Source organism: Enterovibrio makurazakiensis (assembly GCF_050336585.1).
In the GTDB taxonomy this organism is placed as follows: Bacteria; Pseudomonadota; Gammaproteobacteria; order Enterobacterales; family Vibrionaceae; genus Enterovibrio; species Enterovibrio gelatinilyticus.
In genome coordinates this window covers 116,931-134,175 of record NZ_JAKJSE010000004.1, presented here as the reverse complement: position 1 = coordinate 134,175, position 17,245 = coordinate 116,931, and the positions used below count along the sequence as shown (strand labels likewise).

Genomic DNA, 17,245 nt, shown 5'->3' with positions numbered 1-17,245 from the left:
CACCCCTAAAAGCCAAGGCTTGAAAGTAAATCGTCCACGTCGTCCTGGCTTTGCATCACTTGTTTCTCTTGACGCTGCTCTTCAGTCACGACAGGCCCTTCAGCCTTGATGCCAGATTGTTGTTCTGTTTCTAATTCTGTGTCTTTCGGCTCGTCATCCAAACCAAATGCCGTCAGGATTTCTACCAGCTGGCTTTCGACTTCTTGAACCAATTCGATAACGCGTCTAATGACCTGACCTGTCAGATCTTGGAAGTCTTGAGCCATCAAAATTTCGGTCAACTGACCGTGCAATTTGGTGGTGTCCCCTTCGACTTGCGTCAACAAACCATCAAGCTGGTGACAAAGCGCTTTGAAGCTAGCGATGTCAATCCGCCCTCCCATCAGGTTGTTCCACTGAGGTCTAACCTGAGCAAGGCAATCTTGTAGGTTATCGGCGATAGGTAACGTCGCTTCCACTGCATCCATGGTTCGGTTTGCAGCAATTTCCGTTTTTTCCATAACAAAGTTAAGGCGATCTTTAGCATCAGGGATCTCGCTATTCGCAAGATCACTGACACGCGGATCTAATCGGAAATTAGATAGCGAATCGTGCAGCTGCCGGGTCAGTTTCCCAACCTCATTGAAGAGCGGATTACGCGTGTCGCTTGCCAATTTAGCCAGCAACTCGTTCGCGCTTTCCTGATTCCCTTCTTCAAGCAAACTGACCAATTCTTTAGCTTGGTCGAGTGTTATCATTGTTTTATTAATCCTTCACTGCGCGAAGAAACAAATCACATGCGTTCGAAAATCTTGTCCAGCTTTTCTTTCAAGGTTGCCGCAGTGAATGGTTTAACAATGTAACCATTTACGCCAGCTTGAGCTGCTTCCACGATTTGCTCACGCTTCGCTTCTGCAGTGATCATAAGCACAGGAAGATGCTTAAGATCTGCGTCAGAGCGAATGTTCTTCAACAGGTCAATACCCTGCATACCTGGCATGTTCCAGTCAGTAACGACGAAATCAATACCGCCTTTCTTTAGAATTGGCAGCGCTGTTAGGCCGTCATCTGCTTCAACAGTGTTGTTGAAACCCAGATCACGAAGGAGGTTCTTAACGATACGTCGCATTGTTGAGAAGTCATCAACAACGAGGATTTTCATGTTTGTGTTCAAAGTTGCCTCCGGTGAGGTCCCTTATAATTATAAAAACTTACTTTGACCAAGCAGTAAGCTTGGTCCGTAACCGCTGCATTGCCTGATTTTGAATCTGGCAAACTCGGGATTCGCTGACCCCGATAATGGCACCAATCTCCTTGAGGTTAAGTTCCTCGTCGTAATAGAGAGAGAGTACCAAAGCCTCTCTTTCAGGGAGTCCTTTAATAGCTTGGGCTAGGTGCGCCTTAAAACTATCTTCCGCGACTTCCTCAAAGGGAAGATTCTCTTCACGATGACTTTCAGTGACGAAAGCATCTTCTGAAACGCCCAGATCTTCGATACCAATTAAACGTCCCGCATTGATGTCGTTCTGTATCTGATAATACTGGTCAAGGCTCATACCCAGACGTTTCGCAATTTCTTTGTCGCTAGGGTCTCGCCCTAACTCGCCTTCAAGCTTTGCAATCACATCGCTGATTTGGCGGTTATTTCTGTGTACGGAGCGTGGTACCCAATCGCCTTTTCGGATGTCATCAAGCATGGCACCACGAATACGTATCCCAGCATAGGTTTCAAAACTCGCCCCTTTCGACGCGTCGTAGTTTTGTTGCGCTTCCAGCAAACCAATCATGCCGGCCTGAATTAAATCGTCGACCTGCACGTTGGGGGGCAAACGTGAAACAAGGTGATGAGCAATGCGCTTTACTAGCGTCGAATATTGCTCAAATACCGTTTCCGTCGATGCGCCTGTTCTGCTGTAGGTGAGCGCTCTATTCACCGAGATAGTCCCCTGCAGCTTCATCTCGAACGAGCAGCCGCTCTACAAAAAACTCTAGATGTCCACCTGGGTTACGTGGTACTGGCCAAGTCAACGCTTTGTTCGCCAGAGCGTTCAACGCCAAGGCTGCAGGTGATTGAGGGAATGCATCAACAACCACTTTTTGTTTTTTAACGGACTGACGCACTCGTTCATCTAATGGAACACATGCTACTAATTCTAGATTAGCATTTAAAAATCTTTCTGTTACACGCGTTAATTTTGTAAATAAATCTCGACCTTCGCGATAACTACGCACCATATTGGCGACAACTTTAAAGCGAGTCACACCATGTTCACGGCTCAAAAGCTTAATTAAAGCATAAGCATCCGTGATGGAGGTCGGCTCATCACACACCACAATAACAACATCTTGCGCTGCACGAGAGAAGCTTAACACCATGTCTGAAATACCAGCGGCGGTGTCAACGAGCAACACATCCACTTCTTCATCCAACGTGCCAAAAGCTCGAATCAAACCAGCATGTTGCGCCGTCGACAATTCAGTCATGCCGCGCATACCTGAAGACGCTGGAATAATCTTTAAGCCATGTGGCCCTTCAACAATGATGTCCTTTAGGTCGCATACACCTTGCATTACGTGGCTTAGGTTTTTACCGACACGTAATCCCAACAGCACATCAATGTTCGCCAAACCTAAGTCGGCATCCAACACCATGACCTTTTTGCCTTGCTTGGCCATTGACATGCCCATGCCCAAGGTAATGTTAGTTTTACCTACGCCACCTTTACCACCTGTAACAGTGATGACTTTGGTGCGAGTCGGGTTTGTCAGGCGGCGGAGGCCGCTTGCTTGATCATGCATGGTTGTCTCAATCATAAAAGTCCGCCGCATTCGACTCTGGTACATCATGACTCCAGAAATGGTTTTGCTGCTCTGAATCTTGATCCATCAGTTCACTCGCTCTGTTGACCAGATATCTTCCGCTGGCATGACGAATGTCTTCCGGCACTCGTTGCCCATCAGCGAGATAGGTGACTGGAAGCGCGTTTTCAATCGTAACGCTCAGTAGTTCACCTAGGCTGAGAGATTCATCTAGTTTCGTTAGCACACACCCTGATAGGGGGATGCGACGAAAATGGTCAATGGTCTCTTGTAACACGCGACGCTGTGAGGTGGCGGGCAAAACAAGTAAGCTTCGAATATGTGATCCACTGCTTTGGATCAGAGTATCAAGTTGTTCTGATAACCTAAGATCACGCTGGCCCATGCCTGCGGTATCTAACAGAATCAATCGACGATGACGTAACTGATACAGAATATCGGCCAGTGTGTCTGCATCTTTAGCAACTTTTACCGGACAACCTAAAATTCTACCGTACGTCGCCAATTGCTCATGCGCACCGATACGAAATGTATCTGTAGTCACCAGTGCTATTTCTTCTGGGCCGAAGTCCATTGCTGCCCGTGCCGCAAGTTTCGCGATCGTGGTGGTTTTCCCTACGCCCGTTGGCCCTAACAGGGCAATGACGCCACCTGTTTCTAGTAGATTCTCACTCGATGTAATGACCTGATCTGCTACAAGTTCTAACAATTCAGACCACGCTTCATTCGGTGGGGTATCTTCAGGAATATAACCCGCTAGCTGGTCAGCGAGCACGGGGGATATACCCATTTTTTCTAGTCGTTTAATCAACATGGCGCGAAGCGGTTCTTTACGTTCAACCTCTTGCCACATTAAGCCTGAAAGCTGGTGCTCTAGCAGGCTACGAATCGTTGCCATTTCTTTGCGCATCGCTTCCATTTCATCAGGCTGACGAGGCGCAGATTTACGTGTTTCTTTACGCGTTGCATCAAGGCGATTTTCCTGACGCGCACCATTGCGCGGATCTCGGCGCTCTAATTCGTCACGTTTTTGACGATAGAGACGATCTAACTCCTGACCCTTCGCTTGCTGGTTGCTGCGCGAAGTAGCCGAGCCATAACCTTGCGCTGATCCACCGGCGGCATTATTAGCGCCAGTGCGACCTGAATGATTATTTTGCTGACCATTTACCGCAGGCCGAAGCGATTGCTGCTGTGCGCCATATGCCGCTTCAGTTTCACGACGGCGTACATCATTTTGACGAGCAAGCAGCGCACTCAGTGAATCAACTTCAGGCTCTTCCTCACGCTCACTGTCCGGCAGCTGTGACTGATAGCGATCAAGCAAGCTTGAAAATTTGCTACCTAGCGCACCACCTAACGGTTTTCTGGCCGCTTCTTTGCTGATGTCGCGGCGCAGGTGCACTTTATCTTCGGCAATTCGACGCTGTGGCTGTGCGCGATCCATACTCTGCGCCATTTGTGTCTTGGCCGCTTCTTTGCGCACATCACGGGTTGGCGTTTCAGTATCAACTGCCGCCACGATTTCGACACCACCGGTCACTTTTTTGTTGGACATGATGACCGCATCAGCGCCGAGTGCTTCTTTCACTTCGGCCAATGCAGTTCGCATATCTTTGGCAAAAAATCGTTTAATTTTCAAAATCGTTGTCCTGATTTACTGATGCACGGCATCAGTTACCAACCGCTCTTACAATTCTTATTTGTTTTTCGTCCGGTACTTCTTGATAAGAAAGTACACGCAAAGACGGAATCGTGTTCTTAACAAACTTGGCTAAGGTGGAGCGAAGAACGCCGGAAGTTAGCAATACAGCGGGTTCACCCTGAAGTTCCTGCTGCTGTGTTGCTTCGGAAAGACTTTGCTGTAAACGCTCTGCCAATCCAGGTTCAATTCCCGTGGACTCACCACCTGATGCCTGCATAGTTTTATGCAATATCTGTTCCAACTCAGGAACCAAGGTAATCACCGGAAGTTCGGGTTCTATGCCATTGATTTCTTGTACGATTAGTCGCTTGAGAGAAATCCGTACAGCGGCAGTCAAAATGTCAGGATCTTGACTCTTCGGTGCATACTCTGAAAGCGTCTGAATAATGGTGCGTACATCGCGGATAGGAATGGCTTCGTTAAGCAAGTTCTGCATCACTTTCACCACCGCTCCCAACGAAATAAGATCAGGAATAAGCCCCTCAACGAGACGCGGTGCTTGTTTCGCCAGCATGTCGATAAGGTTCTGAGCTTCTTCATGACCCAACAAGCGCTCGGCGTTGTTGGTCAACATTTGGCTGAGATGCGTTGCAAGCACGGTGGCGGAGTCCACCACGGTGTAACCCAGCGCCTGCGCATGCTCGCGCTGTGATTTTTCAATCCAGACAGCTTCTAGGTTGAACGCAGGGTCTACCGTCGGTTCACCGTCAATCGGGCCAAACACTTGGCCGGGGTTAATTGCCAATTCTTTGTCTGAACGAATATCTGCTTCGCCAACCGCCACGCCCATCAAGGTAATGCGGTAGCTGTTTGGTGGAAGCTCAAGGTTATCGCGAATATGAACAGGTGGAATAAGGAAACCGAAATCCTGCGACAACTTCTTACGCACGCCTTTAACGCGATCCAGCAGCTCGCCACCTTGGTCACGGTCCACCATTGGAATAAGGCGGTAACCTACCTCTAGGCCAATCACGTCAACAGGCTGCACATCATCCCATGACAAATCTTTCGGCTTCGGTTTAACCAGCTCTTGTTTTGGTTTTTCTTCTGCGGCTTTCTTGGCATTTTCTTGCTGTTTGGTTTTCCAGTAAGCAAAGCCACCACACACGAATGCTAACGAGAGAAACGGCACATGAGGCATACCTGGGACAATACCCATGACCGTTAAAATCCCAGTAGCAATGATCAACGCTTTTGGGTTGTCCACCAGCTGAAAGACAAGCTGCTGCCCCATGTCTTCGTCTGTATTTTGACGAGTCACCATGATGGCGGCACCAATCGACAACAAAAGCGATGGAATTTGAGCCACAAGACCATCACCGATGGTCAGCAATGTATAGATTTCGATGGCGTCGGAGAAGCTCACATTATGCTGAACCATACCAATTGACAGGCCGCCGATGATGTTGATTGCCAGAATCAAGATACCCGCGATGGCATCGCCTTTTACGAATTTAGACGCACCGTCCATTGAACCGTAGAAGTCCGCTTCTTTGGTCACTTCCGAACGACGAGTTCTGGCTTGGTCTTGGTCAATAAGTCCGGCGTTCAAATCCGCATCAATCGCCATTTGTTTACCCGGCAAGGCGTCCAGAGTAAATCGAGCGCTTACCTCAGAAATACGGCCCGCACCTTTGGTAACAACCATAAAGTTGATGATCATCAAAATCAGGAAGACCACAAGACCAACGGCATAGTTACCGCCAATGACGACCGAACCAAAAGCGTCAATAACCTGACCCGCAGCGCCCGGCCCTTCATGACCATGAAGCAACACCACACGTGTTGATGCCACGTTCAATGCCAAACGAAGCAAGGTGGCGATCAAAAGAACGGTAGGAAATGCAGCGAAATCGAGAGGTCTACGGGTGTAGATGGTGACCAAGAGAACAACGAGCGACAAGGCGATGTTGAACGAGAAAAACATGTCTAGCAAAAAGGCAGGGACAGGCAAAATCACCATTGCCAAGGCCGACAGTACCAATATCGGAGCACCGATGGCAGGCATCACACCCAACTTAGATGGGAGTTTTTGTTGTACCTTGTCGTAGAACGGCAAAGAAAGCTTCATGGGTCGTCTGTCGTCTCTGGGCTAAATCACTCTTTCCTATCTAGCAAAAAACGAACCATGTTTTTTTGGCTTTTATTTCAGTGAAATGCCGCCAATTGCGCACATTTCAACCAACTAGCGACGTAATTCTGTCGGTATCGGAAGTTGTTGTTCCGCCAGAGAGGTCGGTTTACGTCCTCGTCCTTTTTGGTACTGCTTAAGTTGGAAGACATAAGCGAGCAGTTGCGCCACTGCTGCAAACAATCCATCGGGGATTTGTTGCTCTAGCTCAGTGCTGTAGTAGACCGCACGCGCAAGTGGTGGTGCAGGAACAATACTGATGTCATGCTGCGCAGCAATCTCTCGAATTTTCAGCGCCATAAAGTCTGACCCTTTGGCTACCACTACGGGGGCTCGATCAATCTTGCTGTCATAACGCAGGGCAACGGAGTAGTGCTCGGGGTTAGTGATGACCACGTCAGCAGTTGGTACCTCAGCCATCATCCGTCGCTGCGCCATTTCACGCTGCAACATACGTATCCGGCCTTTCACTTCCGGTTTACCTTCCGTGTCTTTGTATTCGTCTTTGATTTCTTGTTTGGTCATCTTGAGCTGATCATTGTGCTGCCATATTTGAAATGGCACATCGATTGCTACCACTACCAATAAAGAACAGCAGATCAGCAAAACAAAGTTCATCAAGATATCGAGTGCGTGATACAGGTTGGTCGGGAACGTTTCGATATTCAGTTGATAGAAGTCATCAACACTCACCATCATCAGATAGAAAGCGACACCTGCCACCAAAGTGACTTTTAAAATCGACTTAATGAGTTCAACCATGCTTTGCATGCCAAACATACGTTTAATGCCTTGAAGCGGGCTCATTTTGGAGAGTTTGGGTCGCGCGGCCTCCCATGAAAACGAGACGCCCCCCAACGCAGAAGCGCCGAGTAACCCAGCAACAAACAGCATCAATAACACTGTGGCGAGTGGCCACGCGATATGAAACATAGCGCCATAGGCAATTAAGCCTAACGTGGTAACATCAAAAATCTCTTCGCGAGTGAGGGTGAAGAATTTTCGCATGGTTTCCATCAGCGCTTCCCCAACACTTTCGCCAAACCACATCAATGCGATAGCGCCAATGACCAATACCGCAACCGATGCCAGTTCTCTTGAGCGCGGTACTTGACCTTTCTCCCGCGCCTGCTGTCGCCTTCGGGGTGTGGCGTCTTCTGTACGTTCTTGGCCGTCATTCTCTGCCACTAGGCACCTCCGCTCACATTGCAGTTGAGGCGAATCAAATCACAGATTGCATTCACACCTGTGTCCCAGTGGTTCAAATAATGCGGCAAGATCCCATTGAGCAGGTACATACAAATCATCAAGCCAACAAGCAAAGCAAACGAAAAGCCCAAAGAGAAAATATTCAATTGTGGCGCTGCACGGGTCATCACACCAAACGATAGGTTCACGGTCAGCAAGGCGATAATACCGGCCAATGCCATGCCCAATGCGACACTGAACATAATGCCAAACCAACTTGCAAGCGCACGATAGTCTGCCGATTGAAGCATGTCACCAATCGGCAAGCTCTTAAAACTCAGCACGACTAGGTTCAGCATTTGTAGGTGTCCATCCGTCGACAAGAACAGCATAGTCGCGACAAACAGATAAAACTGACCAAGCAGGGGCGTATTCTGCCCATTGGCGGGGTCAACCATGGATGCGAAGCCCAAACTCGACTGCATACCGATAATCTGACCCAGCAACACAAAGGTTTGCATGACGAATTGAGTGATAGTACCCATGGCGATGCCAATCAAAAGTTGCTGAGCGAGTACCACAAAGCCACCAAATGACACTAATTCAATCGTGCTTGGCACACTGGGGATAGACGGCATCACAGCGAAAGTGATGGCGAGAGACAAGTACAAACGCACACGCACGGGGACAAACCGAGCACCAAAGAAGGTCATGGTCATCATCATGGCGGAGATACGAGTCAGCGGCCAAAAGAACTGGGCCATCCACTCGAGAATGATGTGTGCGGGATATTCCATAGGTCGTGCTCAGTCAATAAAGCAGCGTTGGAATTTCTTCCACCAAACGAATGAAATACTCCATGAGCATTCTCGTCATCGAGTGTCCAAAGAACATTAACGCAACCAGGGTTGCGATAAGACGCGGCAAGAAGCTTAGCGTTTGTTCATTGATAGAGGTCGCCGCTTGGAATACCGCAACAATCAAACCCACAATCAGACCGGGAATAATAATGGCGCAGACCATGACAAGGATCAGGTACAACGCATCTTGGAAAAGTTCAACGAACGCTTCAGGTCCCATACCCCACTCCTACCCAAAACTGCCAGCGAGTGTCGACAAGATGAGGTTCCACCCGTCTACCAATACAAATAGCATGAGCTTAAACGGCAAGGATACGATCATGGGTGACAACATCATCATACCCATTGCCATCAATACCGAGGCCACCACTAAGTCGATAATCAAAAAAGGCAGAAACAGCATGAAACCAATTTGGAATGCGGTTTTGAGCTCCGATGTAATGAACGCGGGAATCAACACTGTCATTGGCACAAGTTCAGGCTCTGTCGCATCTGAGCCTGACATATTCACGAAAGTTTCGAGATCTTTTACTCGAGTTTGCTTAAGCATGAATTCACGCAAAGGCACTTGCACACGATCGAATGCTTCACGCGAGCTAATCTCTTCATTCAAATAGGGCTGAACAGCAGAGACGTTCATTCGGTCAATAACAGGAGACATCACAAAAAGGGTGAGGAACATGGCAATGCCAATGATGACCTGATTCGACGGGGTTTGTTGAAGGCCCATCGCCTGACGCAGTATCGACATCACTACCACAATCCGGGTAAACGACGTCATAAGAATCACTATGGCGGGCAAGAATCCCAATGCTGTCATCAGCGCCAGAATTTGCAACGTGACTGAGTAGTCTTCCCCCCCATCAGGGTTCACCGTCATGGTTAACGCGGGAATACCGCCGCCACCATTCGTGGCTTGCATCATTGATGCTTCACCCGCGCTATTGATCAAGGTTTCAGTGACGGTTTCCGACGCTGGCGCAGGTTCTGCTTCCGCCAGTGCAAGGGGTGTGACAAGAAAACAACAAAGCGCCAAAAATATGGCACTGACAGATTTAAGACGCATCATTTTTCTTCAGAATGTTATTAAGTTGAGAGGAAAAGGACGGGCTCTGCTCTGGCTCAGCCATCGGCGTATCCAACGTTTTAAGTAGCGTAATCTGCTGTGGCGTTACACCAACCAACACTTGCTCACCATTGACTTCCAGCACCACGACTCGCTCTTTTTGCCCAAGCGGGAGTTGGCTAACGACTTTGAGCCCCGCTTTCGCGCCCATCAGAGAAGGAACTTGCATGCGCTTGAGCACCCACGCCAACGCAAAGATAACGCCGATCACCGCCAACAGCGCCGCGAAGGTCGTTGCGAGGTTCTCGCCGGTAGACGTTGCTGAATATGCGCTAGGCGCAAACACGAGTCCGATTGTCGTCAGTTGCAGGCGTGCCATTTTCTCTGTTAATCCTGATAAGTGTTGAGCTATTTATAGGGTTAAGCAAAATTCAGGCCGAAAAAAAAGCACGCCGAAATGGGCGTGCTTTTTTAAGATGTTTTGTCGAGATCCCTTGTTGTTAGAATAAGGAATTCGCCGTTTAGCGGAGCTTTTTAATACGCTCAGTCTGGCTTATAACATCCGTCAATCGAATACCGAACTTGTCGTTGACCACAACCACTTCGCCGTGCGCAATAAGCGTACCGTTAACAAGCACATCCAGCGATTCACCAGCAAGACGATCCAACTCAACCACAGAGCCTTGGTTCAATTGCAGTAAGTTTCGAATATTGATATTGGTGCGGCCCACTTCCATGGAAATGGTCACAGGAATATCGAGAATAGCGTCAAGCTTACGGGCTTCATCGGCGTTGATCGGCGGAGCCTCATCAACCAATTCATCCAGTGGCGCCGTTTGCACGTCATCTCCACCTTCTACTTCAGCTTGTTCAGCCAGTGCTGCAGCCCAATCGTCTTCTACGTCACTCATGATTATCTACCACATCGTGTTTGTTATTATTTGTCATCGCATTATTCATCGTCGATGTGCTCTAACCCATCTAGATCATCACCCAACAGTACGATGTCGCTTTTCGCCACTTCAGGGCGTTTCAATTTCTCGGTGATCTTAAGGGCAAGGTTGTCGTTTGCTTGCCCCATTTTCCCACGGAACGTCGGTAAGTCTTCAACATAAATTGTACAGGCGTCTGGCATTTTCACTGGAATCACATCCCCAGCTTCCAGTTCCATCAAATCTCGCAGCGAAAGTTGTGTTTCCAATAGCTTGGCGGTCAATTCAACTTCCACATCCATGACTTCATCTTGTAGCGCTTTTGACCAACGAAGGTCGGTATCCATTTTGTCGCTTTGAATACCCGCATCAAGCAATTCACGGATAGGTTCCACCATGGAGTAAGGCATGACCACGTGGAAATCACCACCACCGCCATCCAACTCGATGTGGAACGAGCTCACAACAATCACTTCTGTTGGGCTCACAATGTTAGCCATGGCAGGGTTCACTTCAGAGTCGAGGTACTCAAACTCCACTTTCATGACCGGTGCCCATGCATCTTTGTAATCTTCAAAGACCAGCTTCAATAGCATTTGAATGACACGACGTTCGGTCGGAGTAAACTCACGCCCTTCGATACGCGCATGGAATCGACCATCGCCCCCGAAGAAGTTCTCCACCAATATGAACACCAAGCGCGCTTCCATGGTCACCAATGACGTCCCTTTTAAAGGACGGAAACGCACCATGTTCAAACTGGTTGGGACAAACAGGGTGTTTTGGTATTCACCAAACTTCACCATCTGAACGCCGTTAATCGACACTTCAGCTGTTTTACGCAGCATGTTAAACAAACTGATCCGCATATGACGTGCGAAACGTTCGTTAATCAGCTCCAAGGTGGGCATTCGCCCACGGACTATGCGGTCTTGTGATGAGAAATCGAAATTGGAGGCCGCAGCGACATCGCCACTATCACCTTCGGGTTCATCATCTTCTACGTCGTCCACACCATGGAGAAGCGCATCAATTTCGTCTTGACTGAGAAGATCGGTCACATCGCACCTATTGCATTACAAAGCCAGTAAACAACACCCGCTCAACCACTGTTTTGCCGGTGACTTTTTCCATCGATGCCTGAACGGTATCGACGGCTTGTTTTCGGACTTCCACTTGTCCCTGCGGCGTTCGCAGTTGCTCCACGGTTGCAGCGCCAAACGTCGTTAGCAAACTGTGTTCAACCAGCGGCAAATTCTGCTTCGCCAATGTTTCATTCTTGTCGCCACGCACCATCAATTGGACATTCACTTGTACCAACCTCTGTTGCGAGTCTCCCGTTACATTAAATACAAACGGTTGCGGCAACGTCACATAAATCGCTTGAAGATTCACCGGTTCGGGCTCTTCAATCACTATATCTTCTTGCTGTGCCGAGCCGTCATCTCCCATTAAGAAAAAGAAGGCCCCAGCACCACCACCCAACAGCAAAACCGCTGCAAGGATGATAATAATCAGTTTCTTTTTACCGCCACCGCCGCCGCCCGCTTCAATATCTTCATCTGCCATGACTCACCCTCTATTAATTCGAATTCAACTTTCAAGACGCATGCATTGTGAATGCTACATTAAGCATAATAGTCGACGCGATCTTTTGATGAGTTGACGTAGAGCTCATGGTTGGCACTTGAACGCTCTATCTCTTGATCGCCATCTCCGCGACCAATTGATGATGAATCATTTTTTCCACCCGATCCGCCTTGCCCATCACCCTGCTGGGTTTGGTTTCCTGCAAAGGATTGTCGACCACCCGCATCTTGCTGCTGTACCGAAGATTGCGATAACTGCAAACCTTGTTGCTGCATCATTTCACGAAGGCGTGGCATAGATTGTTCCACCAATTCACGGGCAGCCTGGTTTGCGACCGTAAATTGTACGTTGGCTTGATCTTGATTCATTGAAAGCTTTATCTGCATTCGACCAAGTTCAGGCGGGTCGAGACGAATATCAACGTGCTTGAGGTTTTTAGACAACATTACATTCACGCGTTCTGACAGTGCGTTGGCTGCTTCTGTTTGGTTTTGACTCATCTGAAGAGGCGTCTGAGCCACCGTTGTGTCTAAACGTGCCGCTGTTGTCGAACCCTGATTGCCAAAACTTGTCGCGAGTTGCTGCGCAAATTGGTCTGTTTTCGTTTCCGATCCCGGACGCGCCGTTTCTGTAATGGTGCTTGCTGTTGCTGCGTCTAACGCAGGATTGCCAGTCATCAGTTGAGGTTGAGCCTCACCCTGCACTGCTGGGGCCCATGGGATCGCCGCAAACGCTGACATCGCTGTCGGCGTCTGAGCCTGTGCCGCCATCGGGTTAACCGCTGCTTGTACGGCACTTGCCGCTTGAGTCATATTCACTTGCGATTGCGCAGCGACACCTCGTGGACCGAGCTCAGTTAGCAAAGACGCTGTATCGCCATCCGTTGTCAGCGGAGCAGCTTGGGCCGTTAGGGCTTGAGCTCGCATCATTGCTTCTTGTTGATTCTTTGGCAATAGCTCAAACGGTACGCCAGTTTTTGCCAGCATTTCAGGGGACACCTCCCCCTCTAAGGTAGGTGTTGTCGCGCCATTGTGAGCCATTGAACCCGTGCTTGCCATTGCAGCAGCTAACGCAGCGCGTTCAGCAACCGATAGATTTTCTGGCGTGGCAGCGGCAACTTGCTCTGGTGTTAAAGCATCGGCTGGAGCTTTGACCACATCCAAGCCAGATTGCGATACGACAAGTTCATCGCCAAGCATCTCTGGTGCCACATCAGCCTCAGAGATAATTTGTCCTGTCTGTGCCGCTTTCTCAGCGTCAGACACTAAGGGTTTTATCGCAACAGGCTGCCCATTTTCCGTCATCATCATGGGTTTGTTTTGACTAACAGCCTCTTCTTCAACGCCAGCGTTTTGTCTGTTAACTGCCTTCCCACCTTGTTCAGCAAGGAAGGCCTGTTTAGCCATTTCTTTGATGTCAGCATCAGACGGCAAACTTTTGCCTTCTAGCACGACGTTGGCCTCATCACCCAATGCAGCAGTGCCTTTGGCCGCAGGGTTAGCATCACTCTTCAATGCTTGATTAGATTCGTTAAGGCGCGCTAAAAGCGCTTCGCCATCTTGCTTGGCAAGTTGTTTTATAGGAGGTGCGTCTACGTTATCTTTCGTTTGATCACTTTTTAACGCCAAAGCTGCATCTTCACTGACTTTGCTGTTGGTTTGCTTGCCGTCAGTTGTTTCTGTTGGGATACCTTCAGCGTCAAGAATCTCTCCTTTAAGCGCCAAAATATCGGCATCTTCGCCAGCAGCGCTATTGGCGGCTTCACCTTCGCCCGCCGCCATGCTTTTCAGCAAGACATCACTAATGGCTTCCTCACTGACAGCATCGCCTTCAGCCAGCGCCACATCGCTTGCCAAGTCTGTCGTTTCGCCGTCACCAGAAACCAACTGCGCAAGTTGGGCGAAAAATCCTTCACCTTCACTTTCAGAGACTTCCGGAGACAAAACGGCTTTGCCTTCGCCGAGAGAGGCTTTACTGCTTGAAACGCCTGAGAGTAAGAAACTGCTTTGGTTCATAGTGATCCCGCTTCAGAAACTTTGCTGTTAAAGGTCAGTACCTATTAGGCTGACCATTCGTTACAAAGTATGAAGCAATTATCAGGCCAACTGAGAAATAGTCTTAATAGCGTGCTTTCTGACGGGCATAAGCGAGGGTGGCAAACTCATCCATTTGCTTTTGATCTAACCGCTCAGCCCGCATTTTTTCTTCATTAATGCGTTTTTCGATGAGCCATTCGAGGGAGCGCGTTTTCTGGCGGCATTGTTGCCAATGTTCACGGCAACGCTCTACATTATCTTCAAACTCGCTTGCCGCTTGGCGTTGTTTTGCCAGTGTTTCATCAAGCTGAACGATAAATCGATTCAAGTGGCCGTAGCTACTCGCACTTAAACCCTGCTGACCACGCTCTGACATCTGACGAAAATACTCTAGGCGGTAGTGTTCAATCTGCTCAACCTGCACGTAATAGCCCTGTAATTCCTGCTGTGCAGAAACCAAGGTTAAATGCGCCTGATGCTCAGTGTTTTTGGCCTGATCAAGCAATAAGGTCATGGCATTAGAAGACATATTTCACCTACTGTAGCGACGAGCGCAGCATGTTGACGCACATATCATATGGAACAACATCTTTCATGCCTTGTTGCAGGTAACCATCAAGGCGCGGCTTCAGGGTAAACGCCTGGTCAATGCCTTGGTCGGTTCCCGGTTTATACGCACCAATGGAGACTAAATCCTGATTTTTGCGGCAAACGGAGAGAATTTGCCGCACGGCACGCGCCATCAGCATGTGTTCATCCGTCACAATATTTGGCATGACGCGACTCACTGAACGCTCCACGTCAATGGCAGGGTAATGCCCTGCATCGGCCATTTCACGCGACAAAACAATATGCCCATCAAGGATCGCACGAGACGCATCCGCAATCGGATCTTGCAAGTCATCACCTTCGGTGAGTACGGTGAAAAAGGCCGTGATTGAACCTTTGCCTTCATCGCCATTTCCCGCACGCTCTACGAGCGCCGGTAGCTTCGCAAAAACAGACGGTGGATAACCTTTAGTGGCTGGCGGCTCTCCCACTGACAAGGCAATCTCACGTTGCGCCTGTGCAAAACGGGTTAATGAGTCCATGAGCAATAATACATCTAAGCCTTGGTCGCGAAAGTACTCCGCGATGGTTAGCGCTGTTTGGCAGCCTTTTAAACGCATGAGTGGCGAAGCATCTGCTGGCGCGGCGATCACGACTGCTCGCTCTCGGCCAGCTTCACCTAAAATCTCATCAATAAATTCTTTAACTTCTCGTCCACGCTCACCAATCAAACCGACCACAACCACTTGCGCTGTTGTGCCTCGCGTCATCATGCCAAGCGTCACTGACTTACCGACACCGGAACCCGCAAATAAACCAATTCGCTGGCCTTTACCCACGGTGAGCAGACCATTGATCGCCTTAATACCAACATCAAGTGGCGTATCGATGGGCTTTCTTGCCAATGGATTGATCGCGGCAGGTGTAAACGATGCCGTTTGCCCTGTATATATCTCGCCAAGCCCATCAAGGGGATTGCCAACACCATCAATAACTCGGCCCAGCAACTCAATGCCCACAGGAATACCCTGTTCTTCTGAAAGAGGTGTGACACGTGCGCCAGGCATAACACCCGATATTTGTTCACTGGGCATCAAATATAGGGTATCGCCCGAAAATCCAACGACTTCAGCTTCGATCGTGCCTTTAAGGGTTTCGACTTGACACAAACTGCCGACTGGAGCTCGGCATCCAATGGCTTCTAATGTTAATCCGACCACGCGCACCAGTTTGCCTGAGGCAACCGGACGCATAGACAGATTGTCGAGATTAAGTGCATCAAGTTTTTCAGACAGGCTGGCCATCGTGCTCTCCGGCGTCACCTTTTTGGGGAGTATTATCTGCTGATTCAGCTTGCTCAGTTGATACAGTCGCTGCTTCTAATGGCTCGTCAGCGGCATTTTGATCGATAGATGATTTATCGAGATCCGCATTATCATGCAAATCACCATCAAGCGGCTCACCGTCCAATAATGCATCGTCCGCGACAGAGTCTTGCGTCGCTTCAGTATTCACAACTTTCTCTGCACCAAGGATGACTTCGGGCTGATCATCGGGCACGTCAGGGTCTCGAGATACGTTTTGTCCAAGAAAGCGCGCCAATATTTGCTTGGTTCGATCTTCCATGCGGTAATCAACCACAGAGTCACCACACGCAACTTGAATATCGCCGCGATTCAATGCAGGCTCCTCAATCAATCGCCATTCACGATCGCGCAACGATGCTTCGCTGTAAGCATTCATTACGACATCCAAATCTTCAGGTTGCAGGTAGATAGTAATTTGACGACCTGCCATAGGCAGCGCATTCACGGCTTCTCGCAACGTATGAAGAATGATTTGAGGATTGGTCGCCACTTCTGTTTGAATGACGGCCTTGGCAAGATGCACCACCATATCAACAACTTGCTGCTGAACTTGATGGTCAACTTGAACCAGAGGGAAAGCCAATTTTTCGAGCATGGCATCAAGGTGTTGGCAACGATTTTCTATCAGTTGTTGCCCATCACTCAGCCCTTGCTGATAACCTTCTTCTTTGCCTTTTTCAAAGCCTGATAGCTTGCCTTCTTCATAGCCCGCTTCGCGACCTTCATTAAACCCAGCGGTACGCCCTTCTTCAATACCTTCATCTACCGCAGATTGTCGGATTTCCTCCAACGCATCAGCAGTTAGCATGGTTAGTTCAAATTCAGGCTCTTCTGCTTCATCAACAAGCTCTGGCGGCTCCCAACTAGGGTCATAGTTAAGCGCCGTATCTTTCGGTGTGCCTGTTTCGTCCCCGTAGCTAGGCAACGACCAACGCTCTAATGCGCCATCTTGCTCTTGCGTAGCACGGATATAACCACGACGACGATCTAAGCCCATACTGCTACCTTACCGTTAAACCGTT

General features: G+C 49.0%; 18 protein-coding genes. All 18 read right to left on the bottom strand.

Annotation, left to right across the window (positions count from 1 at the left end):
• Nucleotides 1-5 precede the first annotated feature (5 nt).
• The 18 genes from L4D06_RS00675 to fliH all read right to left on the bottom strand — a co-directional run bounded on the left by L4D06_RS00675 (nucleotide 6) and on the right by fliH (nucleotide 17,220).
• Nucleotides 6-737: a protein phosphatase CheZ gene (locus tag L4D06_RS00675; RefSeq protein ID WP_274163350.1), complete on the bottom strand. Its 732-nt coding sequence runs from the start codon at nucleotides 735-737 to the stop codon at nucleotides 6-8.
• A gap of 35 nt (nucleotides 738-772) precedes the next feature.
• Nucleotides 773-1,141 carry a chemotaxis response regulator CheY gene (gene cheY, locus L4D06_RS00670; protein WP_035025371.1) on the bottom strand — a complete coding sequence of 123 codons (369 nt, stop codon included), beginning with the start codon at nucleotides 1,139-1,141 and terminating at the stop codon, nucleotides 773-775.
• A gap of 49 nt (nucleotides 1,142-1,190) precedes the next feature.
• Nucleotides 1,191-1,913: an RNA polymerase sigma factor FliA gene (locus L4D06_RS00665; protein WP_028024792.1), complete on the bottom strand. Its 723-nt coding sequence runs from the start codon at nucleotides 1,911-1,913 to the stop codon at nucleotides 1,191-1,193.
• Nucleotides 1,906-2,793, bottom strand: coding sequence for a MinD/ParA family protein (locus L4D06_RS00660; protein WP_028024791.1), 888 nt, complete (start codon nucleotides 2,791-2,793; stop codon nucleotides 1,906-1,908). Before L4D06_RS00660 ends, L4D06_RS00665 begins: the two co-directional genes overlap by 8 nt.
• Nucleotides 2,786-4,441 (bottom strand): flagellar biosynthesis GTPase FlhF, encoded by a 1,656-nt coding sequence (flhF, locus tag L4D06_RS00655; protein WP_429737506.1) that lies wholly within the window; start codon nucleotides 4,439-4,441, stop codon nucleotides 2,786-2,788. The genes L4D06_RS00660 and flhF overlap by 8 nt, the downstream gene beginning before the upstream one ends.
• A gap of 31 nt (nucleotides 4,442-4,472) precedes the next feature.
• Nucleotides 4,473-6,575 carry a flagellar biosynthesis protein FlhA gene (flhA, locus tag L4D06_RS00650; protein WP_274163352.1) on the bottom strand — a complete coding sequence of 701 codons (2,103 nt, stop codon included), beginning with the start codon at nucleotides 6,573-6,575 and terminating at the stop codon, nucleotides 4,473-4,475.
• A gap of 114 nt (nucleotides 6,576-6,689) precedes the next feature.
• Entirely contained in the window at nucleotides 6,690-7,823 is a 1,134-nt protein-coding gene (gene flhB / locus L4D06_RS00645; protein ID WP_274163353.1) for a flagellar biosynthesis protein FlhB, read from the bottom strand.
• Entirely contained in the window at nucleotides 7,823-8,620 is a 798-nt protein-coding gene (fliR, locus tag L4D06_RS00640) for a flagellar biosynthetic protein FliR (protein WP_274163354.1), read from the bottom strand. The genes flhB and fliR overlap by 1 nt, the downstream gene beginning before the upstream one ends.
• Before the next feature lie 13 nt (nucleotides 8,621-8,633).
• Nucleotides 8,634-8,903 carry a flagellar biosynthesis protein FliQ gene (gene fliQ / locus L4D06_RS00635; protein ID WP_028024786.1) on the bottom strand — a complete coding sequence of 90 codons (270 nt, stop codon included), beginning with the start codon at nucleotides 8,901-8,903 and terminating at the stop codon, nucleotides 8,634-8,636.
• A 9-nt stretch (nucleotides 8,904-8,912) separates the two neighbouring features.
• A complete protein-coding gene (gene fliP / locus L4D06_RS00630) occupies nucleotides 8,913-9,749 on the bottom strand; it encodes a flagellar type III secretion system pore protein FliP (RefSeq protein WP_274163508.1) in 837 nt (278 codons plus the stop codon).
• A complete protein-coding gene (gene fliO, locus L4D06_RS00625; protein ID WP_274163355.1) occupies nucleotides 9,739-10,128 on the bottom strand; it encodes a flagellar biosynthetic protein FliO in 390 nt (129 codons plus the stop codon). The genes fliP and fliO overlap by 11 nt, the downstream gene beginning before the upstream one ends.
• Before the next feature lie 142 nt (nucleotides 10,129-10,270).
• A complete protein-coding gene (fliN, locus tag L4D06_RS00620; protein ID WP_016960137.1) occupies nucleotides 10,271-10,660 on the bottom strand; it encodes a flagellar motor switch protein FliN in 390 nt (129 codons plus the stop codon).
• A gap of 41 nt (nucleotides 10,661-10,701) precedes the next feature.
• Complete coding sequence (gene fliM, locus L4D06_RS00615; RefSeq protein ID WP_274163356.1) at nucleotides 10,702-11,742, bottom strand: flagellar motor switch protein FliM; 1,041 nt, start codon at nucleotides 11,740-11,742, stop codon at nucleotides 10,702-10,704.
• A 7-nt stretch (nucleotides 11,743-11,749) separates the two neighbouring features.
• The gene (gene fliL, locus L4D06_RS00610; protein ID WP_274163357.1) at nucleotides 11,750-12,250 is read right to left on the bottom strand and encodes a flagellar basal body-associated protein FliL; all 501 of its coding nucleotides are present in this window, start codon (nucleotides 12,248-12,250) and stop codon (nucleotides 11,750-11,752) included.
• A 59-nt stretch (nucleotides 12,251-12,309) separates the two neighbouring features.
• Nucleotides 12,310-14,286 carry a flagellar hook-length control protein FliK gene (locus L4D06_RS00605; protein ID WP_429737505.1) on the bottom strand — a complete coding sequence of 659 codons (1,977 nt, stop codon included), beginning with the start codon at nucleotides 14,284-14,286 and terminating at the stop codon, nucleotides 12,310-12,312.
• A gap of 103 nt (nucleotides 14,287-14,389) precedes the next feature.
• A complete protein-coding gene (fliJ, locus tag L4D06_RS00600; RefSeq protein ID WP_429737503.1) occupies nucleotides 14,390-14,836 on the bottom strand; it encodes a flagellar export protein FliJ in 447 nt (148 codons plus the stop codon).
• A gap of 7 nt (nucleotides 14,837-14,843) precedes the next feature.
• The gene (fliI, locus tag L4D06_RS00595) at nucleotides 14,844-16,160 is read right to left on the bottom strand and encodes a flagellar protein export ATPase FliI (RefSeq protein ID WP_274163360.1); all 1,317 of its coding nucleotides are present in this window, start codon (nucleotides 16,158-16,160) and stop codon (nucleotides 14,844-14,846) included.
• Nucleotides 16,144-17,220, bottom strand: a complete 1,077-nt coding sequence (fliH, locus tag L4D06_RS00590; protein ID WP_429737501.1) for a flagellar assembly protein FliH — start codon at nucleotides 17,218-17,220, stop codon at nucleotides 16,144-16,146. Before fliH ends, fliI begins: the two co-directional genes overlap by 17 nt.
• Between the last annotated feature and the right edge of the window lie 25 nt (nucleotides 17,221-17,245).

Bases quoted from the DNA above. Each gene is read 5' to 3' on its own strand.
- L4D06_RS00675 (WP_274163350.1), bottom strand. From the start codon at position 737: ATGATAACACTCGACCAAGCTAAAGAATTGGTCAGTTTGCTTGAAGAA.
- cheY (WP_035025371.1), bottom strand. From the start codon at position 1,141: ATGAAAATCCTCGTTGTTGATGACTTCTCAACAATGCGACGTATCGTT.
- L4D06_RS00660 (WP_028024791.1), bottom strand. From the start codon at position 2,793: ATGATTGAGACAACCATGCATGATCAAGCAAGCGGCCTCCGCCGCCTG.
- flhA (WP_274163352.1), bottom strand. From the start codon at position 6,575: ATGAAGCTTTCTTTGCCGTTCTACGACAAGGTACAACAAAAACTCCCA.
- fliR (WP_274163354.1), bottom strand. From the start codon at position 8,620: ATGGAATATCCCGCACACATCATTCTCGAGTGGATGGCCCAGTTCTTT.
- fliQ (WP_028024786.1), bottom strand. From the start codon at position 8,903: ATGGGACCTGAAGCGTTCGTTGAACTTTTCCAAGATGCGTTGTACCTG.
- fliP (WP_274163508.1), bottom strand. From the start codon at position 9,749: ATGCGTCTTAAATCTGTCAGTGCCATATTTTTGGCGCTTTGTTGTTTT.
- fliO (WP_274163355.1), bottom strand. From the start codon at position 10,128: ATGGCACGCCTGCAACTGACGACAATCGGACTCGTGTTTGCGCCTAGC.
- fliN (WP_016960137.1), bottom strand. From the start codon at position 10,660: ATGAGTGACGTAGAAGACGATTGGGCTGCAGCACTGGCTGAACAAGCT.
- fliL (WP_274163357.1), bottom strand. From the start codon at position 12,250: ATGGCAGATGAAGATATTGAAGCGGGCGGCGGCGGTGGCGGTAAAAAG.
- L4D06_RS00605 (WP_429737505.1), bottom strand. From the start codon at position 14,286: ATGAACCAAAGCAGTTTCTTACTCTCAGGCGTTTCAAGCAGTAAAGCC.
- fliJ (WP_429737503.1), bottom strand. From the start codon at position 14,836: ATGTCTTCTAATGCCATGACCTTATTGCTTGATCAGGCCAAAAACACT.
- fliI (WP_274163360.1), bottom strand. From the start codon at position 16,160: ATGGCCAGCCTGTCTGAAAAACTTGATGCACTTAATCTCGACAATCTG.
- fliH (WP_429737501.1), bottom strand. From the start codon at position 17,220: ATGGGCTTAGATCGTCGTCGTGGTTATATCCGTGCTACGCAAGAGCAA.